Here is an 18,371-nt window from a genome sequence, read left to right as displayed (position 1 = left end):
AAGCGGTATTTTTACTTACAAAGAGGTAGTCAAATGCTTAAAAATCTGAAAATTGGCCAGCAGCTCGGACTGGGCTTCGGACTGGTCGTATTACTTCTGGTACTGTTCGCCATTAACAGTTTTATGACCTTCCAAAAAGCCGCAGATGATTTTTCCCACTACCGTGGCTTCGCCCTTGACAGCCTTAATGCCGGTCGAGTTCAAGCCAATATCCTCATCGCTAACGATGCGGCCAATAAATACGTGCAGACCCGCGATAAAAAATACCGTGATGAATATGAAAAACGTCTGGCCACAATTGAAGAGATTGCGCTAGAACAGAACCAAAACCTGCAAAACCCAGAAAGAAAGGCGATGTCCGATCAAATCCTGGCCAGTCTCGCGGAATACAAAACCCTGGCGTCCGACAGCTTTGAGTTGATGGCGAAACGCGACGATCTGCTGCACAATACCATGAACGTTAACGGGCCGAAAATGCGCAGTCAGGTCAGTCGCCTGATTGAGATTGCAGAAAATTCAGCCAATCTAAATCTCAGCACTTTGGCGGCAAACACTCAAGAACACCTCCTGCTTGGGCGCATTTACGCTCTAAAATTTATGGACACCAACAGTGCCGATGACGCCAAGCGCGCCAAACAGGAATTCAACATTACCTCTCAGCAGCTTGAACTGATGCAATCCAGCGCTTTGGGCGATGAAGCGTCTCGGTTGACAACCCAAGCCAGCGCTTTGCTTCAAGGCTATATCAATGCCTTTGATCAAATGGTGCAAACCATTGAAACGCGTAATGTCAAATTCAAAGAAGGCTTTATTCCGCTGGGTGAAAAGGTGGCTAACCTGTCGGAAGAGATCAAGCTTTCGGTGAAGAAAGACCAGGATACACTGGGGCCACAAATTCAGGCGAATAATGAATCGGCAATCAATGTGATTATCGCCATTTCAACCATTGCCGTCATTTTCGGTGTGATCATTGCCTTGGTGATTACGCGCGTCATAGCCCGCCCGGTCAACCAGATGGCGCAAATCATGGCGAAAGTAGAACAGAGCGGGGACTTTGGCCAGCGCGTGGATGCCGAAGGCCGCAGTGAAGTCGCAATGGCCGGACAGGCCCTAAATGGGTTACTGGAAAGTCTGCAACAGGCGATTCAAGAGGCCAACGCCACCATGGCGCGCATGGCGCAGGGCGATTGCAGCCAGCCGATGCAAGGCGAGTACAATGGTGACCTGCTGAGGCTGAAAGATGGCATCAACCAGTCGCAAAGCCAAGTTAATGAAGCCATGAATGCGTTGCAGGCCGCGCTGACCTCGCTGAGCGAAGCCGATTTCAGCCATCAGGTACAGATTAATGACGATGTACAAGGAACCTATCGCCGCCTACTAGAACAGTCTGCCAGCACCATGCACAGCTTAAACGCTGCGATTCAAGAGATTCAAAGCGTCATGGACGGTATGTCTAGCGGTGAGTTCAATCACCGTGTCAATGCGCAAATGCCGGGCGATCTGAACGAGCTGAAAAACAACGTTAACCAATCCCTAGACAAGCTTGAAGCGGCGATCAATGAAGTATCCGCCATTATGGCGGCTCAAGGTGAAGGTGACCTGACCGGACGTGTGAATGGTCAATACCAAGGGCAACTGAAACAGCTGGCCGACTCTCTGAACAGCGGTATGGAAAAAACCGCCCAAGCGGTTGCGCGTGTTATGGAAGCGGCGCGCAGCGTTCAAGAAGGCTCGCAACAGATCGAACAAGGTACCAACGATTTGTCGGAGCGTACCCAAAACCAGGCGGCTTCCCTGGAGGAGACGGCGGCATCGATGGAAGAGATGGCCTCCGCAATTCGCCAAACCACCGACAATGCTCAACATGCCAACCAGCTTTCGACCAATGCGCGAACGGCGGCGGAACAAGGCTCTAAAGTCATGGATCAAACCATTACCTCGATGGAAAATATCAGCGAAGCATCTGCCAAGATTTCTGACATCGTCACCATCATCGATGGCATTGCCTTCCAGACCAACCTTCTGGCCTTGAACGCGGCGGTAGAAGCGGCGCGTGCCGGTGAGCACGGTCGCGGTTTTGCCGTGGTGGCCGGTGAGGTTCGTACCTTGGCACAAAAGTCGGCCGAATCGGCCAAAGACATTAAAAACTTAATTGAAAACACCTCGGAACAGATTAAGGGGGGATCGGAACTGGTTGCCCAATCCGGGGAGTCACTGAAAGAGATCAATCAAGCCATTCTGCAGGTTTCCGATATTGTCTCCGAAATCTCGGTAGCCGCGGATGAACAGTCTCAAGGCATCTCCCAAGTGAACCAGGCCATCGGCAATATCGACTCCGCCACCCAGCAGAATGCCGCCTTGGTTGAAGAAACCGCGGCGGCCTCAACCAGCCTGGAGGAGCAAGCCTCGTCACTGATGGAAATTGTCAGTCAGTTTAAAATCCCCGGCGGTCTGACCGCAGAACCCACAAGACACATTCCAGCACCGGCAAAACCGGTTCAGGCCGCGGTGACCAGCAAAACGGCCGAGACAAAGGCTACGACACCGTCACCGCCAGAGAAAAAGCCCGTAGAGCAAACGCCTCCGCCGCCAAAGCCTGTGGCCAACAATCCCGATGAGTGGGAAGAGTTTTAAATAGAAACTCACACAAATAAAAAGCCCGGTTCTGACCGGGCTTTTTTATGATAGATTTCTGTCCGCCAATGCTCTCAAAACTAAACTCAACAGGCCTATTCGACGGTTTTATATTGCAAAAGCTCTCCGGCTTGCTGCTTGCTCAACAACACTTCATATTCAGCTGCCGGCAAGGGTCTACTGAACAAAAAGCCCTGCACATATTGCGCACCGGCTTTATGCAATACCTCAAGCTGCTCGGCTCTTTCCACCCCTTCGGCCACCGTATGAAACCCAAAGGTTTGTGCCAGAGAAAGAATGGCCTCAACAATGGCCATATCATTTGCATCTTCTGGAATATCCCGCACAAACGAATAATCGATCTTAAGCGTGTTTAACGGCAGCTGCTTCAGGTAGGTCAACGACGAGTACTCAATCCCAAAATCATCCAGCGCAAAATGCACGCCGAGCTTATGGAGTTCCTCCAGCACTTTGAGCGTCTGCTCTGGTGACGACATGACAAAACGCTCAATGATTTCCAGCTCGAGCCACTCTGGCTGACACTCCGTCTTATCAAGAACCTGAATGACTTTTTTCGCCAGATCACTTTGCGCAATCTGTTTTCCAGACAGATTGACTGACACTTTGCCGGGATTCAGACCCAACTGCTGCCAACGGGTGTTTTGTGCACAGGCCTGCTCCAGCACCCACTCTCCCATCTGAATAATCAGGTCACTTCTTTCCGCCTCTTGGATAAACGAACCCGGCAAGAGCAGACCTTTTTCCGGATGATTCCAACGAATCAGGGCTTCGGCGCCGACAATACGGCCACTCTGACATTCCAGTTTGGGCTGATAATAGACTTCAAACTCTTCACCCTCAATGGCGCGACGCAATTCCGATTCGAGCTGAATATGTTCAAAGGCAACCTGCGTCAATCGGTCCGTATAAAAGGCATAGGTATTGCGATTGCTGGCTTTGGCATGGTACATAGCGGCATCCGCATTACGCAACAGGATTTCCGGAGTATCGCCATCCTGGGGATAAACGCTAATTCCAATACTCGCTCCAATGTAGAGTTTATTCCCACCTTCATCAAAAGGCTGGCCTAACACCTCCAACACTTTGCCGGCGATTGAAACCGCATCTTCCGGTTCTTTCAGATTACGCACCAATAGCGCAAATTCGTCGCCCCCCAAACGGGCCATACTGTCCGATTGACGCACAACACCCTGCAAGCGGTTTCCGACCTGCTCTAAAATCTTATCTCCGGTCAAATGCCCTAAAGAGTCATTAATCTGTTTAAAGTGATCCAGATCGATAAACAGCACCGCCAACTTCTGTAACTCGCGTGCACTTTGCGCAATCGCCTGCAGTAACAAGTTACTGAATAGTTGACGATTCGCTAACCCTGTCAGCTGATCGTGGTGAGCCAAGTGATAGAGTTTCGCTTCCGCTTCTTTTCGTGAAGTAATGTCTCGGCTAATCCCCATCAAACCGTATAAGGTCCCCTCTTCACTGTAAAAAGGAGTTTTAACGGTATCCAGCAGCACCCGACTGCCATCCGGGTAGGTCACCCACTCCTCATTCTGACGGGGACGGCCTGATTTGAACATAGCCAAGTCTTGCTCCCTGAAAAAGGCCGCGATCGACTTATCAAACAGGTCAAAATCGGTTTTACCGAGAATTTCTTCTTCCCTTTTGCCGGTAAACGCCTCAAACGCCTGGTTACACCCTCTATAAACTCCATGCGGGTCCTTGTAAAAGATCAAATCCGGCGAGGCATTCATCACCGACTTCAACAGCATTTTTTGTTCACGGACACGCTCTTCAGCCAAGTATTGCTCGGTGATGTCCTGGGAGGTGCCCACTAAACGAACCGGTCTGCCGTGGTCGTCATAACGCGCCAATGACTTGTGACGAAGGTAGCGCTGCGTGCCATCGTCCAAGGTGATCGAGTGAATGACTGTCGTTTCCTTTCCGGTGAGAATCGCTCTTTCCATCGCCGATTCGATGGCCTCCCGCTCCCCTTCTGGAACCTGAGCTAAGAAATCTTCGCGCTTGACCTCTGTATGCGATTCAAAACCATGAACCTGTAAACAGCCGGCCGAGTACCATACATCTTGGGTATTCAAATCCAGTTCCCACGAACCGATATGAGCGATACTCTCAGTTTCAGCCAACAGCGCCTGCTCACGCTGTACCTGCTGCTTGGCAATTCGATAAGCGGTAATATCCTGAACCGTCCCATTGGAGATCAAAGGACGACCATCTGGGTCAAAAATCGTTTCACACTCTTCCAGAACGTACTTGATGCGCCCGTCATCCATTAACAGGCGGTGTTCCATCCGGTACGGCCGCTGATCTTCGAGTGAGTTTTGGTACGCCTTATCGGCGGCCGCTCTATCATCGGGGTGGATGCGAGCCAAAAACAGTTCATTGGAAGGAATGTGTTTTTCCGGGTCGTATTCAAAAATACGAAACGCTTCTGCAGACCAATACAGCTTACCGGTTGAAAAATCCGATTCCCAGCTGCCAATATGCGCCATGCGCTGGGCACGCTCTAATCGTTGCGTCTGCTTTTCCAGTTCTTCAAGCGCCGTCTTATATTTGGTGATATCTGTGGCCATACCTTCAACAGAAACCACCTTTCCTTTATCGTCAAAGACCGGAAATTCTTCAACCTGAAGCCATTTAAGCTCACCGTTTTTGTGCAATATTTGAACCGGGTAAGAAGGGGGCTGCTGCCCTGAAAGCGACATTTCAGTATATTTCACCACCCTTTTATTCTCAGGGTGATCGCTCATGTAGGTTTCATAGTGATGCAAAAAGTCTTCACGACTGTAGCCGAGCACCCTGACAATGGAGGGACTCACGTAAGTAAAGACGCCGCGAGGGTCATGCGAATAGAAAAAGCTTTTCTCGCCAAGCCGCTCTTCGAGCTGTTTAAAGTTCGGTTGATAGGAAGGGGGTGACATTGAAATCCCGGGCATTTTTTATGCATTGATTATAAAAGATTATACCCAGCCTAAACAAGGAAACACTTATTTATTTAAAGATTCATGACAACCCTGCGTACGCACAACGCCTTTATGAAAAAATGTCGTAAAACCTTCATCTTTATGAAAAAAAACTCGGCCTTTTGAAGGGCATAATAAGTGCAATAAAGAAGGATGAGCGATGAAGATCTTAATTGTCAGTGATGCCTGGGTTCCACAAACCAACGGCGTCGTCACCACTATGACTCAAGTGATTAGCCAGCTTGAAAAACTCGGCCACACGGTCAAGGTATTGCACCCCGGTCTTTATCAAACCATTCCTATGCCCGGTTATAAAGAAATCCCATTAACTTGGCGAGCCAACGGCTTTGACAAACATATCCGTGCATTTCAACCCGACGCCATTCATATTGTGACCGAAGGTCCTTTGGGGTTGCGGGCCCGGGCGTGGTGCCTGCGCCGTAACCGACCGTTTACCACGTCGTTTCACACCAAATTTGCCGAGTACCTCAATAAACGCCTGCCCTTTATCCCCGTCGGCCTGGGATATGCGTTGCTGCGCTGGTTTCATGCTCCGGCAAAGCATACTCTGGTCAGCACCCAATCTTTAATCGACGATCTAAGCCAGCGCGGCTTTGAGCACCTGTTCAAATGGAACCGGGGAGTCGATACTGCGTTATTCACACCGCAACATAAAATAGAGCAACCGTGGCCGCACCCCATCCACCTCTACGTCGGGCGCGTCGCGGTGGAAAAAAACCTGCCGGAATTCCTAAAACTGGATCTGCCAGGCAGCAAGGTGGTGGTCGGCGACGGTCCTGATAAAGCGCTGCTGGAAAAACAGTTTCCAAATGCACATTTTGTCGGCAAACTCAGCGGCATCCCGCTTGCGCAGCAGTTCGCCAGCGCCGACGTATTTGTCTTTCCCTCCAAAACCGATACCTATGGATTAGTCATGCTTGAAGCGCTGGCAGCGGGTACGCCGATCGCCGCCTATCCCACCACCGGGCCGATTGACATCCTCACCCCACAAACGGGTGTCATGGCTGACGATCTGCAAGAAGCCATTCACCAGGCCCTGACTCTAGACCATTCAGCGTGCCGCGACTATGCACTGCAATTTAGCTGGCAAGCCTGCGCAGAGACCTTTGTTGCCGCCCTGTCGCCTTTCCCTGAAACACTTGAGATCGAAACGAAACCGCTGCCGCCAAACAAATCGCTGATCTCCTAAACAAGCGAATTTTGGCTACTCAATAGACAGTCAATAGACAGTGAACAGGCCTGCTTATTTTCTAGGTAAATCCAAGCCGTAGAACGACGACGATACACCGGTTTTCGGCAACCCGATTGGCAATCACGCCGCAGAACCTTTAAGATGGGTTCTGTTTTTTGCAAAGTGATGCAAAGCGCATTCAATGTACGCTTTGTCTCGGCAGCCACGCTGCTCAATGTTCATCCACTATCCGTTGATCTGGTGGATCCGGTTAGCCTTGCGTCCTACGGACGCGAAAACACTCAACAGGCAAAACAGGCAAAAACGGCGTTTTTCCTGCCTGGTAAAGATAACAGCAAACAACTTAGCTTAACTCACACTCACAAACGGTGCTTGCACTTATGGTCTTATCCACATTTCTGGGATTTCTGTTTCTCTTTTTTCTCATCGGCGTCGCCAGCTACTTCTTTTCGCGCAAAACCACCTCCGATTATCTGGTGGCCGGCAAACGTGTCTCCCCTGCCCTGGTCGGACTCTCTGCGGTGGCCACCAATAACAGCGGCTTTATGTTTATCGGCATGATCGGTGCCACTTACAGCATGGGACTGTCGGCCATCTGGCTGATGACCGGCTGGATTCTTGGCGACTGGATCGCCCAGCGCCGGGCGGTCAAGTCGATTCAGACATCGGCACAGTCGCCGCTGGTGCACTCGTTTGGCGGCCTGATTTCCGAGTGGATTGACGAACCCGACCCGCACCGCCTGCGCCAACTGATCGGCGGTCTCACCATTGTGCTGCTTACCGTCTATGCCGCCGCGCAGCTGAAAGCGGGCACCAAAGCCACTGAAGTATTGCTCGGCTGGGAGATGGAAACTGGCATATTGCTCGCTGCGGCCATCATCTTTGTTTACAGTCTGGTGGGCGGCCTGCGAGCTTCCATCTGGACCGATGTGGCGCAATCGCTGGTGATGCTCAGCGGCATGCTGATGATGCTGGTATTTGGCTTCAGTGCGCTGCCTGGTGTGCAGGATCTAAGCGCGCTTTACCAAGCGCTTGCCAGCGTGTCTGACCACTATATGCACTGGTTTCCGCAAGATGTGAGCGGTTGGTCCGCGGTGCTCTTTGTGGCCGGCTGGCTGTTTGGCGGCATGGGCGTCATCGGCCAACCGCATATTGTCATCCGTTTTATGACCCTGAATCCAGAGCACAAACCCAAAGAGATGCAATTCTACTACTACGGCTGGTTCATTCTGTTTTACGCTCTGACCATCAGCGTCGGGCTGTTAAGCCGTCTGCTGATTCCAGCCACCGATCAGTTTGATGCCGAACTGGCGTTGCCGACGCTGGCCTCGCAACTGATGCCCGACCTGTTTACCGGTCTCATGCTCGCCGCCCTGTTTGCAGCCACCATGTCCACCGTCGATTCGCTGATTCTCTCCTGCTCCGCCTCCCTGACACGCGACCTGAGTAAAGAACCCCAACAGTCGCTGTGGCTCACCAAAGTAGCCACTTTTGGCGTCCTCAGTTTGGCGGTGGCGATTGCACTGGCCAATAATCAAACCGTGTTCAGTCTGGTGCTGGATGCCTGGGGCATGCTCGGTTCCGCCTTTGGTCCGCTGATTTTGTGGCTGGGTCTCAAACAGCGTTTGACCCAATATCACGCCATTCTCACCGTGCTCACCGGCCTGTTCACCTTTGTCACCTTTTCCTACTTTAAATGGCTGCCGGATATTTATCCGATTACCTTCGGCATCTTGTCCGGTCTGCTGATCGCTTCCGCCGGAGGCAAAAACGTCGACCTGCAAGTTCTGCTAACGAAAAAACAGTTGCCGGATTCCTCGCATTGATCCGCTGCAAAAAGAAACAGGCCCGGTAAAAACATTCTGACCAGGCCTGTTCAGTTTAAAACCGGCTTTAAAAAGAGGAGGTTGTGCCGTTGTCACCTTTATTTCGGCTGACCGACCATCACCGTCACCATCTTGTCAGGATGAATGTGCTTTTTCCACGCCTGCAGCACCTGTTCCTTGCTCAGCGACGCAATGATTTTTGGAAATTGCTTCAGATAATCCAGCGGCAGGCCGTAAAAACCGATCATGGAAAGATAGCCGATGATTTTGCCGTTACTGTCGATACGCAACGGGAAACCGCCGATTAAGTTATCCTTGATCGCCTGAAAATGAGTATCGTCAATCCGCTTCATAAAGGCTTCAAGCGTCTCATTGACCACTTGTGCCGCTTCATTGGCACTGTCGTTTTTGGTCGACAGATACGCCAACCACGGTCCCGGCACTTTCAAAGGCGCCATACCGCTGCCGACACTGTAGACCAGGCCGCGCTTCTCGCGGACCTCTTCCATCAGCAACGAACCGAAACCGCTTCCGCCCAGAAGATGGTTACCCAAGAACAGCGCGTAATAGTCCGGATGGCCCCGCTCGACAGCGATCTGGCCGTGACGATAATAGGTTTGCGAAGAGTCGAATTCGATCACGCGCTTTTCCGCTTTCTGCAACGCTTTTGGTTGCGGCAGCGCCGGCGGCTTCTCTCCTTTAGGCAGCCCTTTCAACAGCTGTTCGGCGATGACTTCAGCCTGCTTACGCTCCACATTACCGACAATCGAAATCGTCGCATTGGCACTGACAAAATAACGCTGGTAAAAGGCGCGCAAGTCGTCAAGCTTCAACGCCGCAACACTTTGCGGGGTACCGGAAATCGGATGGGCATAAGGATGGTCGCCATAAAGCGCTTCCCAGAAGGTGTTACGCGCCAAGGCGCCCGGATCCTTCTGTTGCTGGCGCAAGCCCACCAGCAAACGCTGACGTTCGCGTTCAAAAATCTGCGAATCAAATTGCGCCTCGGTCAAGGTCGCGCTAAACAGCTTCAGGGCCGGTTTGAGAATCGACTCGCGCGTTAGGGTACGCATCGAATAACTGGCCATATCCCGATCGACGCCGCCGCCCATTTTGGCACCCAAGGCGTTAATCTGCTGGGATATCTGCTCTTCATTCAGTTCTGGCGTTTTGGTGCCCAACAAGGAGGCGGTCATTGACGCCAATCCCCACTGGTCGCCGTCGCGCGCACTGCCAGCATCAAACACTACTTCGATGTCGAGCATCGGCAGTTCCGGCGCGGCGACAAACATCACCTTAGATCCTTGGGAGGTCTGCCAGCTTTGAATCTCGACCGAGGCACAGGCTTGCAGGCTCCATACACTCAACAGGCCTGCTGAAAATAACATCCACACCGTTTGCATGATCACTCGCATTTACAGTCTCCCGGTATAAGGTTTGATTTTGCGCGGTCCTTTGCCGTCCGGATAGAGCGTGGCAATGGTCAGGTTATCGCGATGCAGATATTTTTTCGCCACCGCCATAATCTCTTCCGGGGTGACCGAACGGATATTCTCGATCCAGTGGTCGAGCGTGTCGGCCGGAAGCCCCACACTGACCAGAGAGCCCAGAATCATGGCCTGCGACTGAATCGAATCACGGTAATAGACGTGATCGGCTTCGTCCATCGCCCACACGCGCTCCAGTTCAGCTTGTGACACCGGCGTGGTTTTGAGCTTCTCAATCTCCGCCAATAACGCCTTCTCTAAGGCGTCGACGGTTTGTCCATTGGCCGGCGTGCCGCTGAGTTCAAACAGCGTATTCAAGCGATCTGTCGCGTTATAGCCGGAGCTGACGCCGGCAGCGATCTGCTGATCGCGCACCAGAGACTGCGGCAGGCGGCTGCTCTCTCCGCCATCCAAAATGCTGCTTAACACCGCTAATGCGTACACCTCGCGCGGATTTTCAGCGGTCACCAGGCTCGGCACATGAAAGCCCATCTGTACGGAAGGCACTTGAGTATTGCCCTTGAGTTCAATACGGCGCAGCCCTTCCTGTTCGATTTCACGCTGCGGTTTCAGTTCGGGAATGGCTTCCGGCTGATAATGGCCGTAATATTTTTTCGCCAGAGCTAGAACCTGCTGCGGTTGCACATCGCCGACCACCACCAAAGTGGCGTTATTCGGCGCGTACCATTTGCGGTACCATTCACGCAGATCTTCGACTTCGTAACTGCGAATGTCGGTCATCCAACCGATGACCGGATTGCGCGCGGGGCTGTTCAGAAACGCGGTGGCGTTAAATTGCTCGTTGAGTTTCGAGCGCGGCTTGTCTTCCAGGCGCCAGCGACGCTCTTCGGTGACCACCTCGCGTTCTTTTTTGAATTCAGCCTCGTCAATCACCAGATTACGCATACGATCCGCCTCTAGCTTCATCACCGTTTCCAGATTTTGTTTACCCACCACCTGGTAATAGGCGGTGTAATTGGCTGAAGTAAACGCATTCTCCTGTCCGCCCAGCTGAGAGACGATTTTAGAAAAGCGCCCTGGCGGCAGAGTTTTGGTGCCTTTAAACATCATATGTTCCAGCATATGTGACAGACCGGTATGACCGACCGGTTCATAAGTGGAGCCAACCCGATACCAGACCTGCTGCACCACCACCGGCGCTCGGTGATCCTCTTTCACCAACACCTTCATGCCGTTATCGAGCTGAAATTCCGACACCTTACCCGCCCAGGCCGGTAACGAGAGCAGTGTGCCCAAAGTGATGCAACCGATCAGGCCGATTTTTGCGATCCTTTTCATTGTTCTCTTCACCTCTTTTATCACGCTTTAATCGCGGTATATCACTTTAACTTAAGACGTTACTTAAGGCTTTGTAGTGCCCCTTAGGCAACGGATTGATTTATAATAGCGCAATATTTTAAGCCAAGTATTAACAAACACTTAAATGAACACTTAAATGCGTTCCGGAAGCCATTGCCCTCCGACGCAGCAAGTTTGAGCTATTTTAGCGAGCCGGCCTCCAGATAAAAACCCGACATTTTTCAGGCCATCTGCCGGCGAAATGGCGATCATAAGGATTCAGGAAAACACCATGTTTAGCTTTTTACGCCGAAAAAAACAGAGCGACACTCCGATCGAGGAATCGACCCCACAGAACAGCGAAGAACAGGTTCAGCAAGAACGCGAGCTGCAAGCTTCTGCGACTGAGCAAGCAACCGTCAAGGCGGATGCGGATGCTTCACAGACCAGGCCTGTCAAAAATCTCGACGCCGAAGCCACCGCAGCCAAGGCAAGTGAATCCGCAGCGACTGAAGCGGAAACAGACCTTGCAACACCGGCTATTGAGGCTATTGACACGCCTTTGGCAGAAGCGGTTCCAGTTAAAAAAGCCGGCCTCTTTGCCCGTCTAAAGAGCGGATTAAGTAAAACCCGCCGCAGCTTTACCGACAGTGTCGCCAATCTGTTACTGGGCCGAAAAGAGATTGATGAAGATCTGCTCGACGAGCTGGAAATGATTTTGCTCACCGCGGATGTGGGGGTGGAAGCTACTGACCGCATTATTCAAAACCTGACCGATCAAGTTTCGCGCAAGGAGCTCAATGATGCCGAAGCACTGTTTGCCGCACTTAAAGAGCAGCTACAACAGATCATTGATCCGATCAGCCAACCTTTGGAGATTGAGAACCATCTGCAGCAACAGAACGGTCCATATGTGATTCTGATGGTCGGCATTAATGGGGTAGGAAAAACCACGACCATCGGCAAGCTGGCGAAAAAACTTCAAAACGAAGGCAAATCGGTCATGCTGGCCGCGGGCGATACCTTTCGTGCTGCGGCCGTGGAACAGCTGCAGACATGGGGAGAACGCAACCAGGTTCCTGTCATCGCGCAAAAGACCGGCGCCGATTCAGCCGCAGTGATTTTTGACGCCATTCAATCGGCCAAAGCGAAAAACATCGATGTGTTGATTGCCGATACCGCTGGACGTCTGCATACCCAATCCAACTTGATGGAAGAGCTGAAAAAAGTCAAACGCGTCATGGCAAAGGTCGATGACACGGCACCGCACGAAGTGATGCTGGTCATTGACGCCGGAACCGGACAAAACGCCCTGAACCAGGCGAAGCAGTTCTATGATGCGGTGCAGGTGTCAGGCATTACCGTGACCAAGCTCGACGGTACCGCCAAAGGGGGGATTGTCTTTGCCTTGGCGGAACAACTGGGTATTCCGGTGCGCTTTATTGGAGTGGGTGAATCCATTGACGATCTGCGCCCGTTTGATGCCAAAGAGTTTACCGAAGCGTTGTTTGATCGAAACGCTTCCTAAGACCGTGTCTCAAAAGAAAGTTCTTAACCGTGCAGTTACCTGATACCCATAATGCAAGCCACCTCCATGCCTTTAAAAAAGGTTACCGACTGGCACTGGAAGGCAAGACCATCAACAGCGCACCGAGCAAAATCCGCTACGACCGGGAATTACGTGACTTTTGTCAGCAAGGCTGGGAGCAGGCGCAAACCAAAATGGCGGAAACCCTCGAAGCCACACAAAGCAAACCTTGGCGCAGTCGCATAGCCTGGGTTGTGATGATGGCCATTGGCGGCATCAGCACCGGATTGGTACTGATTGACAAGGCCGATCAAGAGAAGGAGCCTTTCACCAACCGCCAAGAGACGGCTTCATCGACAGTTTCTCAAAAATTTGAAATCCAGCCTCCTGAAAAAGGGAGTACGCCTAACCGCAGTGATCATCCAAACGCAAACACGGTTAGCCACACGCCACCTGCTCAGGCAGACGACCAAGCAGTCCCTGCCGAGAAGCATATAGAGGCAACGCCAGCTAAATCTGAGAAAATGTCCGCTTCATCAAACGAAACGACAGACAAGTTCGCGCTGCTGACAGCGCAGCAGCGCGAAGATCTGCAGCAGCTCAAGCAACAGCAAGTGGAAAAGACGCCGCCTGTATCGCTGTCAACCCCGGTGGTTGCGAGTGATATCGCCATTATTGAGTCTGCCATTAGTGCCGCAATCGTCGATAAATCGCCACAGGCGTCCTTTGAACAAACCGTGCCGAAAAACGTCCGCAAACTCTACTTCTTTACCCAAATAGAAGGCGCTGACAAACAGACGATCTATCACCGCTGGATTTATGATAATCGCCAAATGGCATTGATTCCATTGACTATTCGCAGTAATCTTTATCGTACCTGGTCCAGTAAACGCTTAACCAGTGCCTGGCAGGGTCGATGGACCCTTGAGGTGCTCGATGGGCAAAAACAGGTAATTTATCGCACTCAATTTAGCTACGGAAACGGAAAATAAAGATGTTCAAGCCGTCTTTGATCACACCTGCTTTAACAGCCCTAATGGCTATTTTGTTAGTGGGCTGCAGCTCTAATCCTCCAAAGAACACCTATAACAACATCTGCTCGATCTACGACTATGACGATGACTGGTACGATGCCGCTAGATCATCGGAGAAGCGCTGGGGAATCCCCTCTTATATATTGATGGCGTTTGTTCACCAGGAGTCGCGTTTTAAACATGACGCACAACCCGAGCGTCCTTACCTGCTTGGCTTTATCCCTCTTCCGAGAAGTTCCTCCGCTTATGGCTACGCACAAGCGCAGGATCCGGCTTGGTATGACTATCAGAAAGCGACCGGACGTTGGGGAGCGCGACGTTCAAATGTTGATGATTCTCTGGATTTCATCGGTTGGTACAATTACGTTTCACACAAACGTTTAGGCATTCCGCGTAATGACCCTTACAACCTGTATTTGGCCTATCATGAAGGTCGCGGTGGCTATGCTCGACGCACCTATGAGAACAAAGCCTGGCTGAAAAAAGTGGCAATGAAAGTGACCAATCAAGCCAAACGTTATCGCAGTCAGCTTGAAAGCTGCACCTAAAAACGAATCATAAGACATAAAAAAACCGCTTTTAAGCGGTTTTTTTATGGTTTCAATTTTGGCCAGGCCTGCTGAGTTTAAAACTCAATCACCTGACACTCTCACTCAACCTTTATAACGTTCAAAAACGAGAGAAGCGTTAGTACCACCAAAACCAAAACTGTTACTCATCATGCGATTCACGCCGGCATTTTCGATCAAATCAGTGACAATCGGCATCCCTTCGCACTCTGGATCCAGAGTGTCAATATTGATTGAAGGGGCAATGAAATCGTTTTCCAACATGCACAGACTGTAAATAAATTCGTGAACCCCTGCCGCACCCAGAGAGTGACCTGACATGGATTTGGTGGAACTGATTTTTGGCACCTTCTCACCAAACACCTCTCGAATCGCCGCCGCTTCTTTGGTGTCACCAACCGGTGTAGAAGTTCCGTGCGGGTTAATATAATCCACATCACCGTTCACAGTTGAAAGCGCCATCTGCATACAGCGCACCGCCCCTTCTCCAGACGGAGCCACCATATCGTAACCATCCGAGTTAGCACCGTAGCCGGTGATTTCAGCATAAATTTTGGCACCACGTGCAAGGGCGTGCTCTAACTCTTCAACCACAACCATCCCGCCACCACCGGCGATAACGAAACCGTCGCGGTCAGCATCATAAGCGCGCGACGCTTTTTCTGGCGTGTCATTGTACTTGGTCGACAAAGCGCCCATTGCATCAAACAGTACCGACATGGTCCAGTGTAGCTCTTCACCACCACCGGCAAACACCACATCCTGCTTGCCCAGCTGAATCTGCTCAACCGCATTACCAATACAGTGAGCCGATGTTGAACACGCCGAACTGATGGAATAGTTCAACCCTTTGATTTTGAACGGTGTCGCCAAACAGGCTGATACCGTCGATCCCATCGTACGAGTCACCATGTAAGGGCCTACACGACGCACGCCCTTCTCACGCGCGATTTCGACCGCCTGAGTAGAGTTGGAATTTGAGCCGCCACCAGAACCAGCAATCAACCCGGTTCTTGGATTAGACACCTGCTCTGGCGTCAAGCCGGAATCTTCCACGGCTTGCTGCATGGCAATATAGCTGTAGGCTGCAGCATCACCCATAAAACGCAGTTGTTTGCGATCAATATGATCAGAAAAATCCAAGTTTTTCACTGCACCATGAACTTGTGAACGCAAACCGTTCTCTGCATACTCAGGCGCAAATACAATGCCTGACTGACCGTTACGCAATGAGTTAGTAACTTCTTCTTTGTTGTTGCCCAAGCTGGAAACGATTCCCACCCCGGTAATGACGACTCTTCTCATAACTTAAAAACTATCCGTATTGGTGAATAGACCGACTTTGAGATCGGCAGCACTGTAGATTTCACGCCCATCAACATACAACTTAGCATCGCCAAGCCCCATGTACAGTTTACGCTTAATGACGCGTTTCATGTCAATCACATATTCGACTTTCTTTGCAGTGGGCAATACCTGGCCGTAGAATTTCACTTCACCGGCACCCAACGCACGTCCGCGACCTGGGCCGCCAGTCCAGCCCAAAAAGAATCCGATCAACTGCCACATGGCATCCAAACCTAAACAACCGGGCATAACCGGATCTTCATTAAAATGGCATTCAAAGAACCACAAATCTTTTGTTATATCCAACTCTGCTTTAATTTGGCCTTTACCGTAAGCACCGCCCTCTTCTGAAATATGAGTAATGCGGTCAAACATCAGCATTGGAGGTAGTGGTAACTGAGCATTACCAGGGCCAAACAATTCGCCACGCCCACAGGCCAGCAGTTCTTCTTTCGTATAACTAGATTGTTGTTCCATTCGGGTTTCCGATTGTAATAGAAAAAACTCTTGCCATTATAACAGTTGGCTACAACTCATAGCAATTTGAGTGATTTTGGATACAAAAAAAGCCCGTATTTTGGCAAATACGAGCTTTCAAATAATGGTGCCGACAGAGGGACTTGAACCCCCAACCTACTGATTACAAATCAGTTGCACTACCAATTGTGCTATGTCGGCGAATGAGGCGTATTATAGGGGCTACAGTAAGTATGTCAACTATTTTTTACATTTTCTTTAACATTCACCATACCCTGTAAAACAAGGTCTTCAATGTATTCATTTGGTGAATTTAACAGCGGTGATAATGTCAATCCATCACCACCGGTTACATAGACCTTAAAATGACAATGCAGCGAATTTTCTAAGTCTGAAATCATATAATTAACGAATGATGCGGCCATATACAAAGTACCGCCACAAACGCCTTCTGTTGTATTTCTAGCCAATAAAGGTTCTTCATTATCAGGCGAGTCGGCCAGAAGTGATTCTCCCATTTTCTGACACTCTATGTTTAATTTATCAGACTTTTGGGCAAGAGAATTCCGCATCATAGTCAATCCTGGTGCAATGAATCCACCTAAGTGACTTGAGTTGTGAACGACATCGAGAGTAATCGCACTGCCAGCATCTACAACAATAAAGGGTTTGGTTGTTTTTGCATGAAGTGCAATCATCGCCATCCAACGATCAACGCCCAATTGGAACGGGTTTTCATAACCGTTCGTTAGATTACAGCACGATGCCTGGCTTTTTAAGAAAATGGGAAACACGGCCCAACATTCATTTACAGCCTCAACAAGCATATGTTCTCTTTCAAATGATGCAACTGAAGAGACGTATACTTGATTTACCTTGTCACACTCGATACGGGAAAATATCTCTAAGAAATTCTCGGTTGACGGTTTAAAGGCGAGCGTAAAACCACCCATATATTCATATTCGCCTTGCTCAACAATGGCAAATTTAACGCGGGTATTGCCTACATCAATAAATAATTCAGTCATAATTTCATACTAAAGGTCTGATTGAAACAGAGCCATTTCGGTAATATTTGAGTGAGCCATCAATATCCACCATTAGCTCACCGACTTTGTTCACACCTTGGTAGATTGCGTGTAACGGCTGGCCGTTATCATACACAATTACCTTTTCGCCTAAGGAGAAATAGTCCATTGAGGCGTACTCGGATAAATAATTTGCAAACGTATTATCAGTAAATTGTCTTAATAAGTTGTTTACATGCGAGGCAAATAAAACCAAAAACTCATTAATCATTGTAAAATCGGTAAACTGGACAAATTCTGCCTCGAAATCGTCGGATAAAAAAGTTTTTTTGTCCTGATCAGCACTCATGACATTCAATCCCACTCCAATAATGAGCCATGCATCCTCATCGGAGTATTGAAGCGATTCAACTAGAATTCCAGCAACTTTGCTTCCATCAAAATAAACATCATTTGGCCACTTAACTGTGAAACATTGATCGCTAAATACCTTTAATGAATTGATCAGACAAAGAGCAATAATTTGTGTCAAACCATCTATTCTATGAAGGGGCAAGGGACAATGAAGCAGAAGGCTAAACGTAAGAGAATCAGAATTAGAAATCCATTCGCGGCCGCGCTGACCATAACCATCTGTCTGTGTGTTTGCGATACAGAATGCAGGAGCAGGAGCCTCACGAAATTCTCGCATTAATACACGGTTGGTTGAATCAGCTTCATCCAAACAAATTACCCTAAAATCAGGTAATAGAGACACAAACTGCTTTTCTAGCAAGCTACATTGATGCATAAGTTTAGAAACCGCAGACATAAAAAAACCCGCTAGCGATAGCTGAGCGGGTTTTAGGAATATAAGCTTGGCGATGACCTACTCTCACATGGGACCTCCCACACTACCATCGGCGCTAAGACGTTTCACTTCTGAGTTCG

13 protein-coding genes and 1 tRNA gene are annotated in these 18,371 nt (G+C 50.0%); 6 read left to right on the top strand and 8 right to left on the bottom strand.

What is annotated here, in order from left to right; all coding sequences use genetic code 11:
- Nucleotides 1-33 precede the first annotated feature (33 nt).
- Nucleotides 34-2,634 (top strand): methyl-accepting chemotaxis protein, encoded by a 2,601-nt coding sequence (locus tag QCB44_RS00070; RefSeq protein ID WP_279407156.1) that lies wholly within the window; start codon nucleotides 34-36, stop codon nucleotides 2,632-2,634.
- 95 nt (nucleotides 2,635-2,729) lie between these two features.
- Here QCB44_RS00070 and QCB44_RS00065 read toward each other — a convergent pair whose 3' ends face one another.
- Entirely contained in the window at nucleotides 2,730-5,591 is a 2,862-nt protein-coding gene (locus tag QCB44_RS00065) for a bifunctional diguanylate cyclase/phosphodiesterase (RefSeq protein WP_279407154.1), read from the bottom strand.
- Between the two features lie 202 nt (nucleotides 5,592-5,793).
- Here QCB44_RS00065 and QCB44_RS00060 point away from each other — a divergent pair, with 202 nt between their 5' ends.
- On the top strand, nucleotides 5,794-6,843 hold the full coding sequence (locus QCB44_RS00060) for a glycosyltransferase family 1 protein (RefSeq protein WP_279407153.1): 1,050 nt from the start codon (nucleotides 5,794-5,796) through the stop codon (nucleotides 6,841-6,843).
- A gap of 383 nt (nucleotides 6,844-7,226) precedes the next feature.
- Nucleotides 7,227-8,672 (top strand): sodium/proline symporter, encoded by a 1,446-nt coding sequence (locus QCB44_RS00055; RefSeq protein ID WP_279407152.1) that lies wholly within the window; start codon nucleotides 7,227-7,229, stop codon nucleotides 8,670-8,672.
- A gap of 98 nt (nucleotides 8,673-8,770) precedes the next feature.
- Here QCB44_RS00055 and QCB44_RS00050 read toward each other — a convergent pair whose 3' ends face one another.
- Nucleotides 8,771-10,087, bottom strand: a complete 1,317-nt coding sequence (locus QCB44_RS00050) for a pitrilysin family protein (protein WP_279407151.1) — start codon at nucleotides 10,085-10,087, stop codon at nucleotides 8,771-8,773.
- Nucleotides 10,088-11,458 carry a pitrilysin family protein gene (locus tag QCB44_RS00045; protein WP_279407149.1) on the bottom strand — a complete coding sequence of 457 codons (1,371 nt, stop codon included), beginning with the start codon at nucleotides 11,456-11,458 and terminating at the stop codon, nucleotides 10,088-10,090.
- 292 nt (nucleotides 11,459-11,750) lie between these two features.
- Here QCB44_RS00045 and ftsY point away from each other — a divergent pair, with 292 nt between their 5' ends.
- Genes ftsY through QCB44_RS00030 form a run of 3 tightly spaced genes read left to right on the top strand, consistent with a single transcriptional unit; the run spans nucleotide 11,751 to nucleotide 14,568 of the window.
- Nucleotides 11,751-12,986, top strand: a complete 1,236-nt coding sequence (ftsY, locus tag QCB44_RS00040; RefSeq protein WP_279407147.1) for a signal recognition particle-docking protein FtsY — start codon at nucleotides 11,751-11,753, stop codon at nucleotides 12,984-12,986.
- Nucleotides 12,987-13,015: 29 nt separating this feature from the next.
- On the top strand, nucleotides 13,016-13,978 hold the full coding sequence (locus QCB44_RS00035) for a DUF2914 domain-containing protein (RefSeq protein WP_279407146.1): 963 nt from the start codon (nucleotides 13,016-13,018) through the stop codon (nucleotides 13,976-13,978).
- A gap of 2 nt (nucleotides 13,979-13,980) precedes the next feature.
- The gene (locus tag QCB44_RS00030; RefSeq protein ID WP_279407145.1) at nucleotides 13,981-14,568 is read left to right on the top strand and encodes a hypothetical protein; all 588 of its coding nucleotides are present in this window, start codon (nucleotides 13,981-13,983) and stop codon (nucleotides 14,566-14,568) included.
- 105 nt (nucleotides 14,569-14,673) lie between these two features.
- On the opposite strand, the gene fabB is transcribed toward QCB44_RS00030, so the two are convergent.
- The 5 genes from fabB to QCB44_RS00005 all read right to left on the bottom strand — a co-directional run bounded on the left by fabB (nucleotide 14,674) and on the right by QCB44_RS00005 (nucleotide 18,252).
- Nucleotides 14,674-15,894 carry a beta-ketoacyl-ACP synthase I gene (gene fabB, locus QCB44_RS00025; protein WP_279407144.1) on the bottom strand — a complete coding sequence of 407 codons (1,221 nt, stop codon included), beginning with the start codon at nucleotides 15,892-15,894 and terminating at the stop codon, nucleotides 14,674-14,676.
- 3 nt (nucleotides 15,895-15,897) lie between these two features.
- Complete coding sequence (gene fabA / locus QCB44_RS00020) at nucleotides 15,898-16,413, bottom strand: 3-hydroxyacyl-[acyl-carrier-protein] dehydratase FabA (protein ID WP_279407142.1); 516 nt, start codon at nucleotides 16,411-16,413, stop codon at nucleotides 15,898-15,900.
- Nucleotides 16,414-16,538: 125 nt separating this feature from the next.
- Nucleotides 16,539-16,614: transfer RNA gene (locus tag QCB44_RS00015), tRNA-Thr, on the bottom strand.
- 35 nt (nucleotides 16,615-16,649) lie between these two features.
- On the bottom strand, nucleotides 16,650-17,441 hold the full coding sequence (locus QCB44_RS00010) for a type III pantothenate kinase (protein ID WP_279407141.1): 792 nt from the start codon (nucleotides 17,439-17,441) through the stop codon (nucleotides 16,650-16,652).
- A gap of 4 nt (nucleotides 17,442-17,445) precedes the next feature.
- Entirely contained in the window at nucleotides 17,446-18,252 is an 807-nt protein-coding gene (locus QCB44_RS00005; RefSeq protein WP_279407139.1) for a biotin--[acetyl-CoA-carboxylase] ligase, read from the bottom strand.
- Nucleotides 18,253-18,371 lie beyond the last annotated feature (119 nt).

Origin of the sequence: Thiomicrorhabdus sp. zzn3, assembly GCF_029767755.1 — a bacterium.
In the GTDB taxonomy this organism is placed as follows: Bacteria; Pseudomonadota; Gammaproteobacteria; order Thiomicrospirales; family Thiomicrospiraceae; genus Thiomicrorhabdus.
Note: the sequence above shows the minus strand (reverse complement) of the source record. Positions and strands in the feature narration are given on the sequence as shown.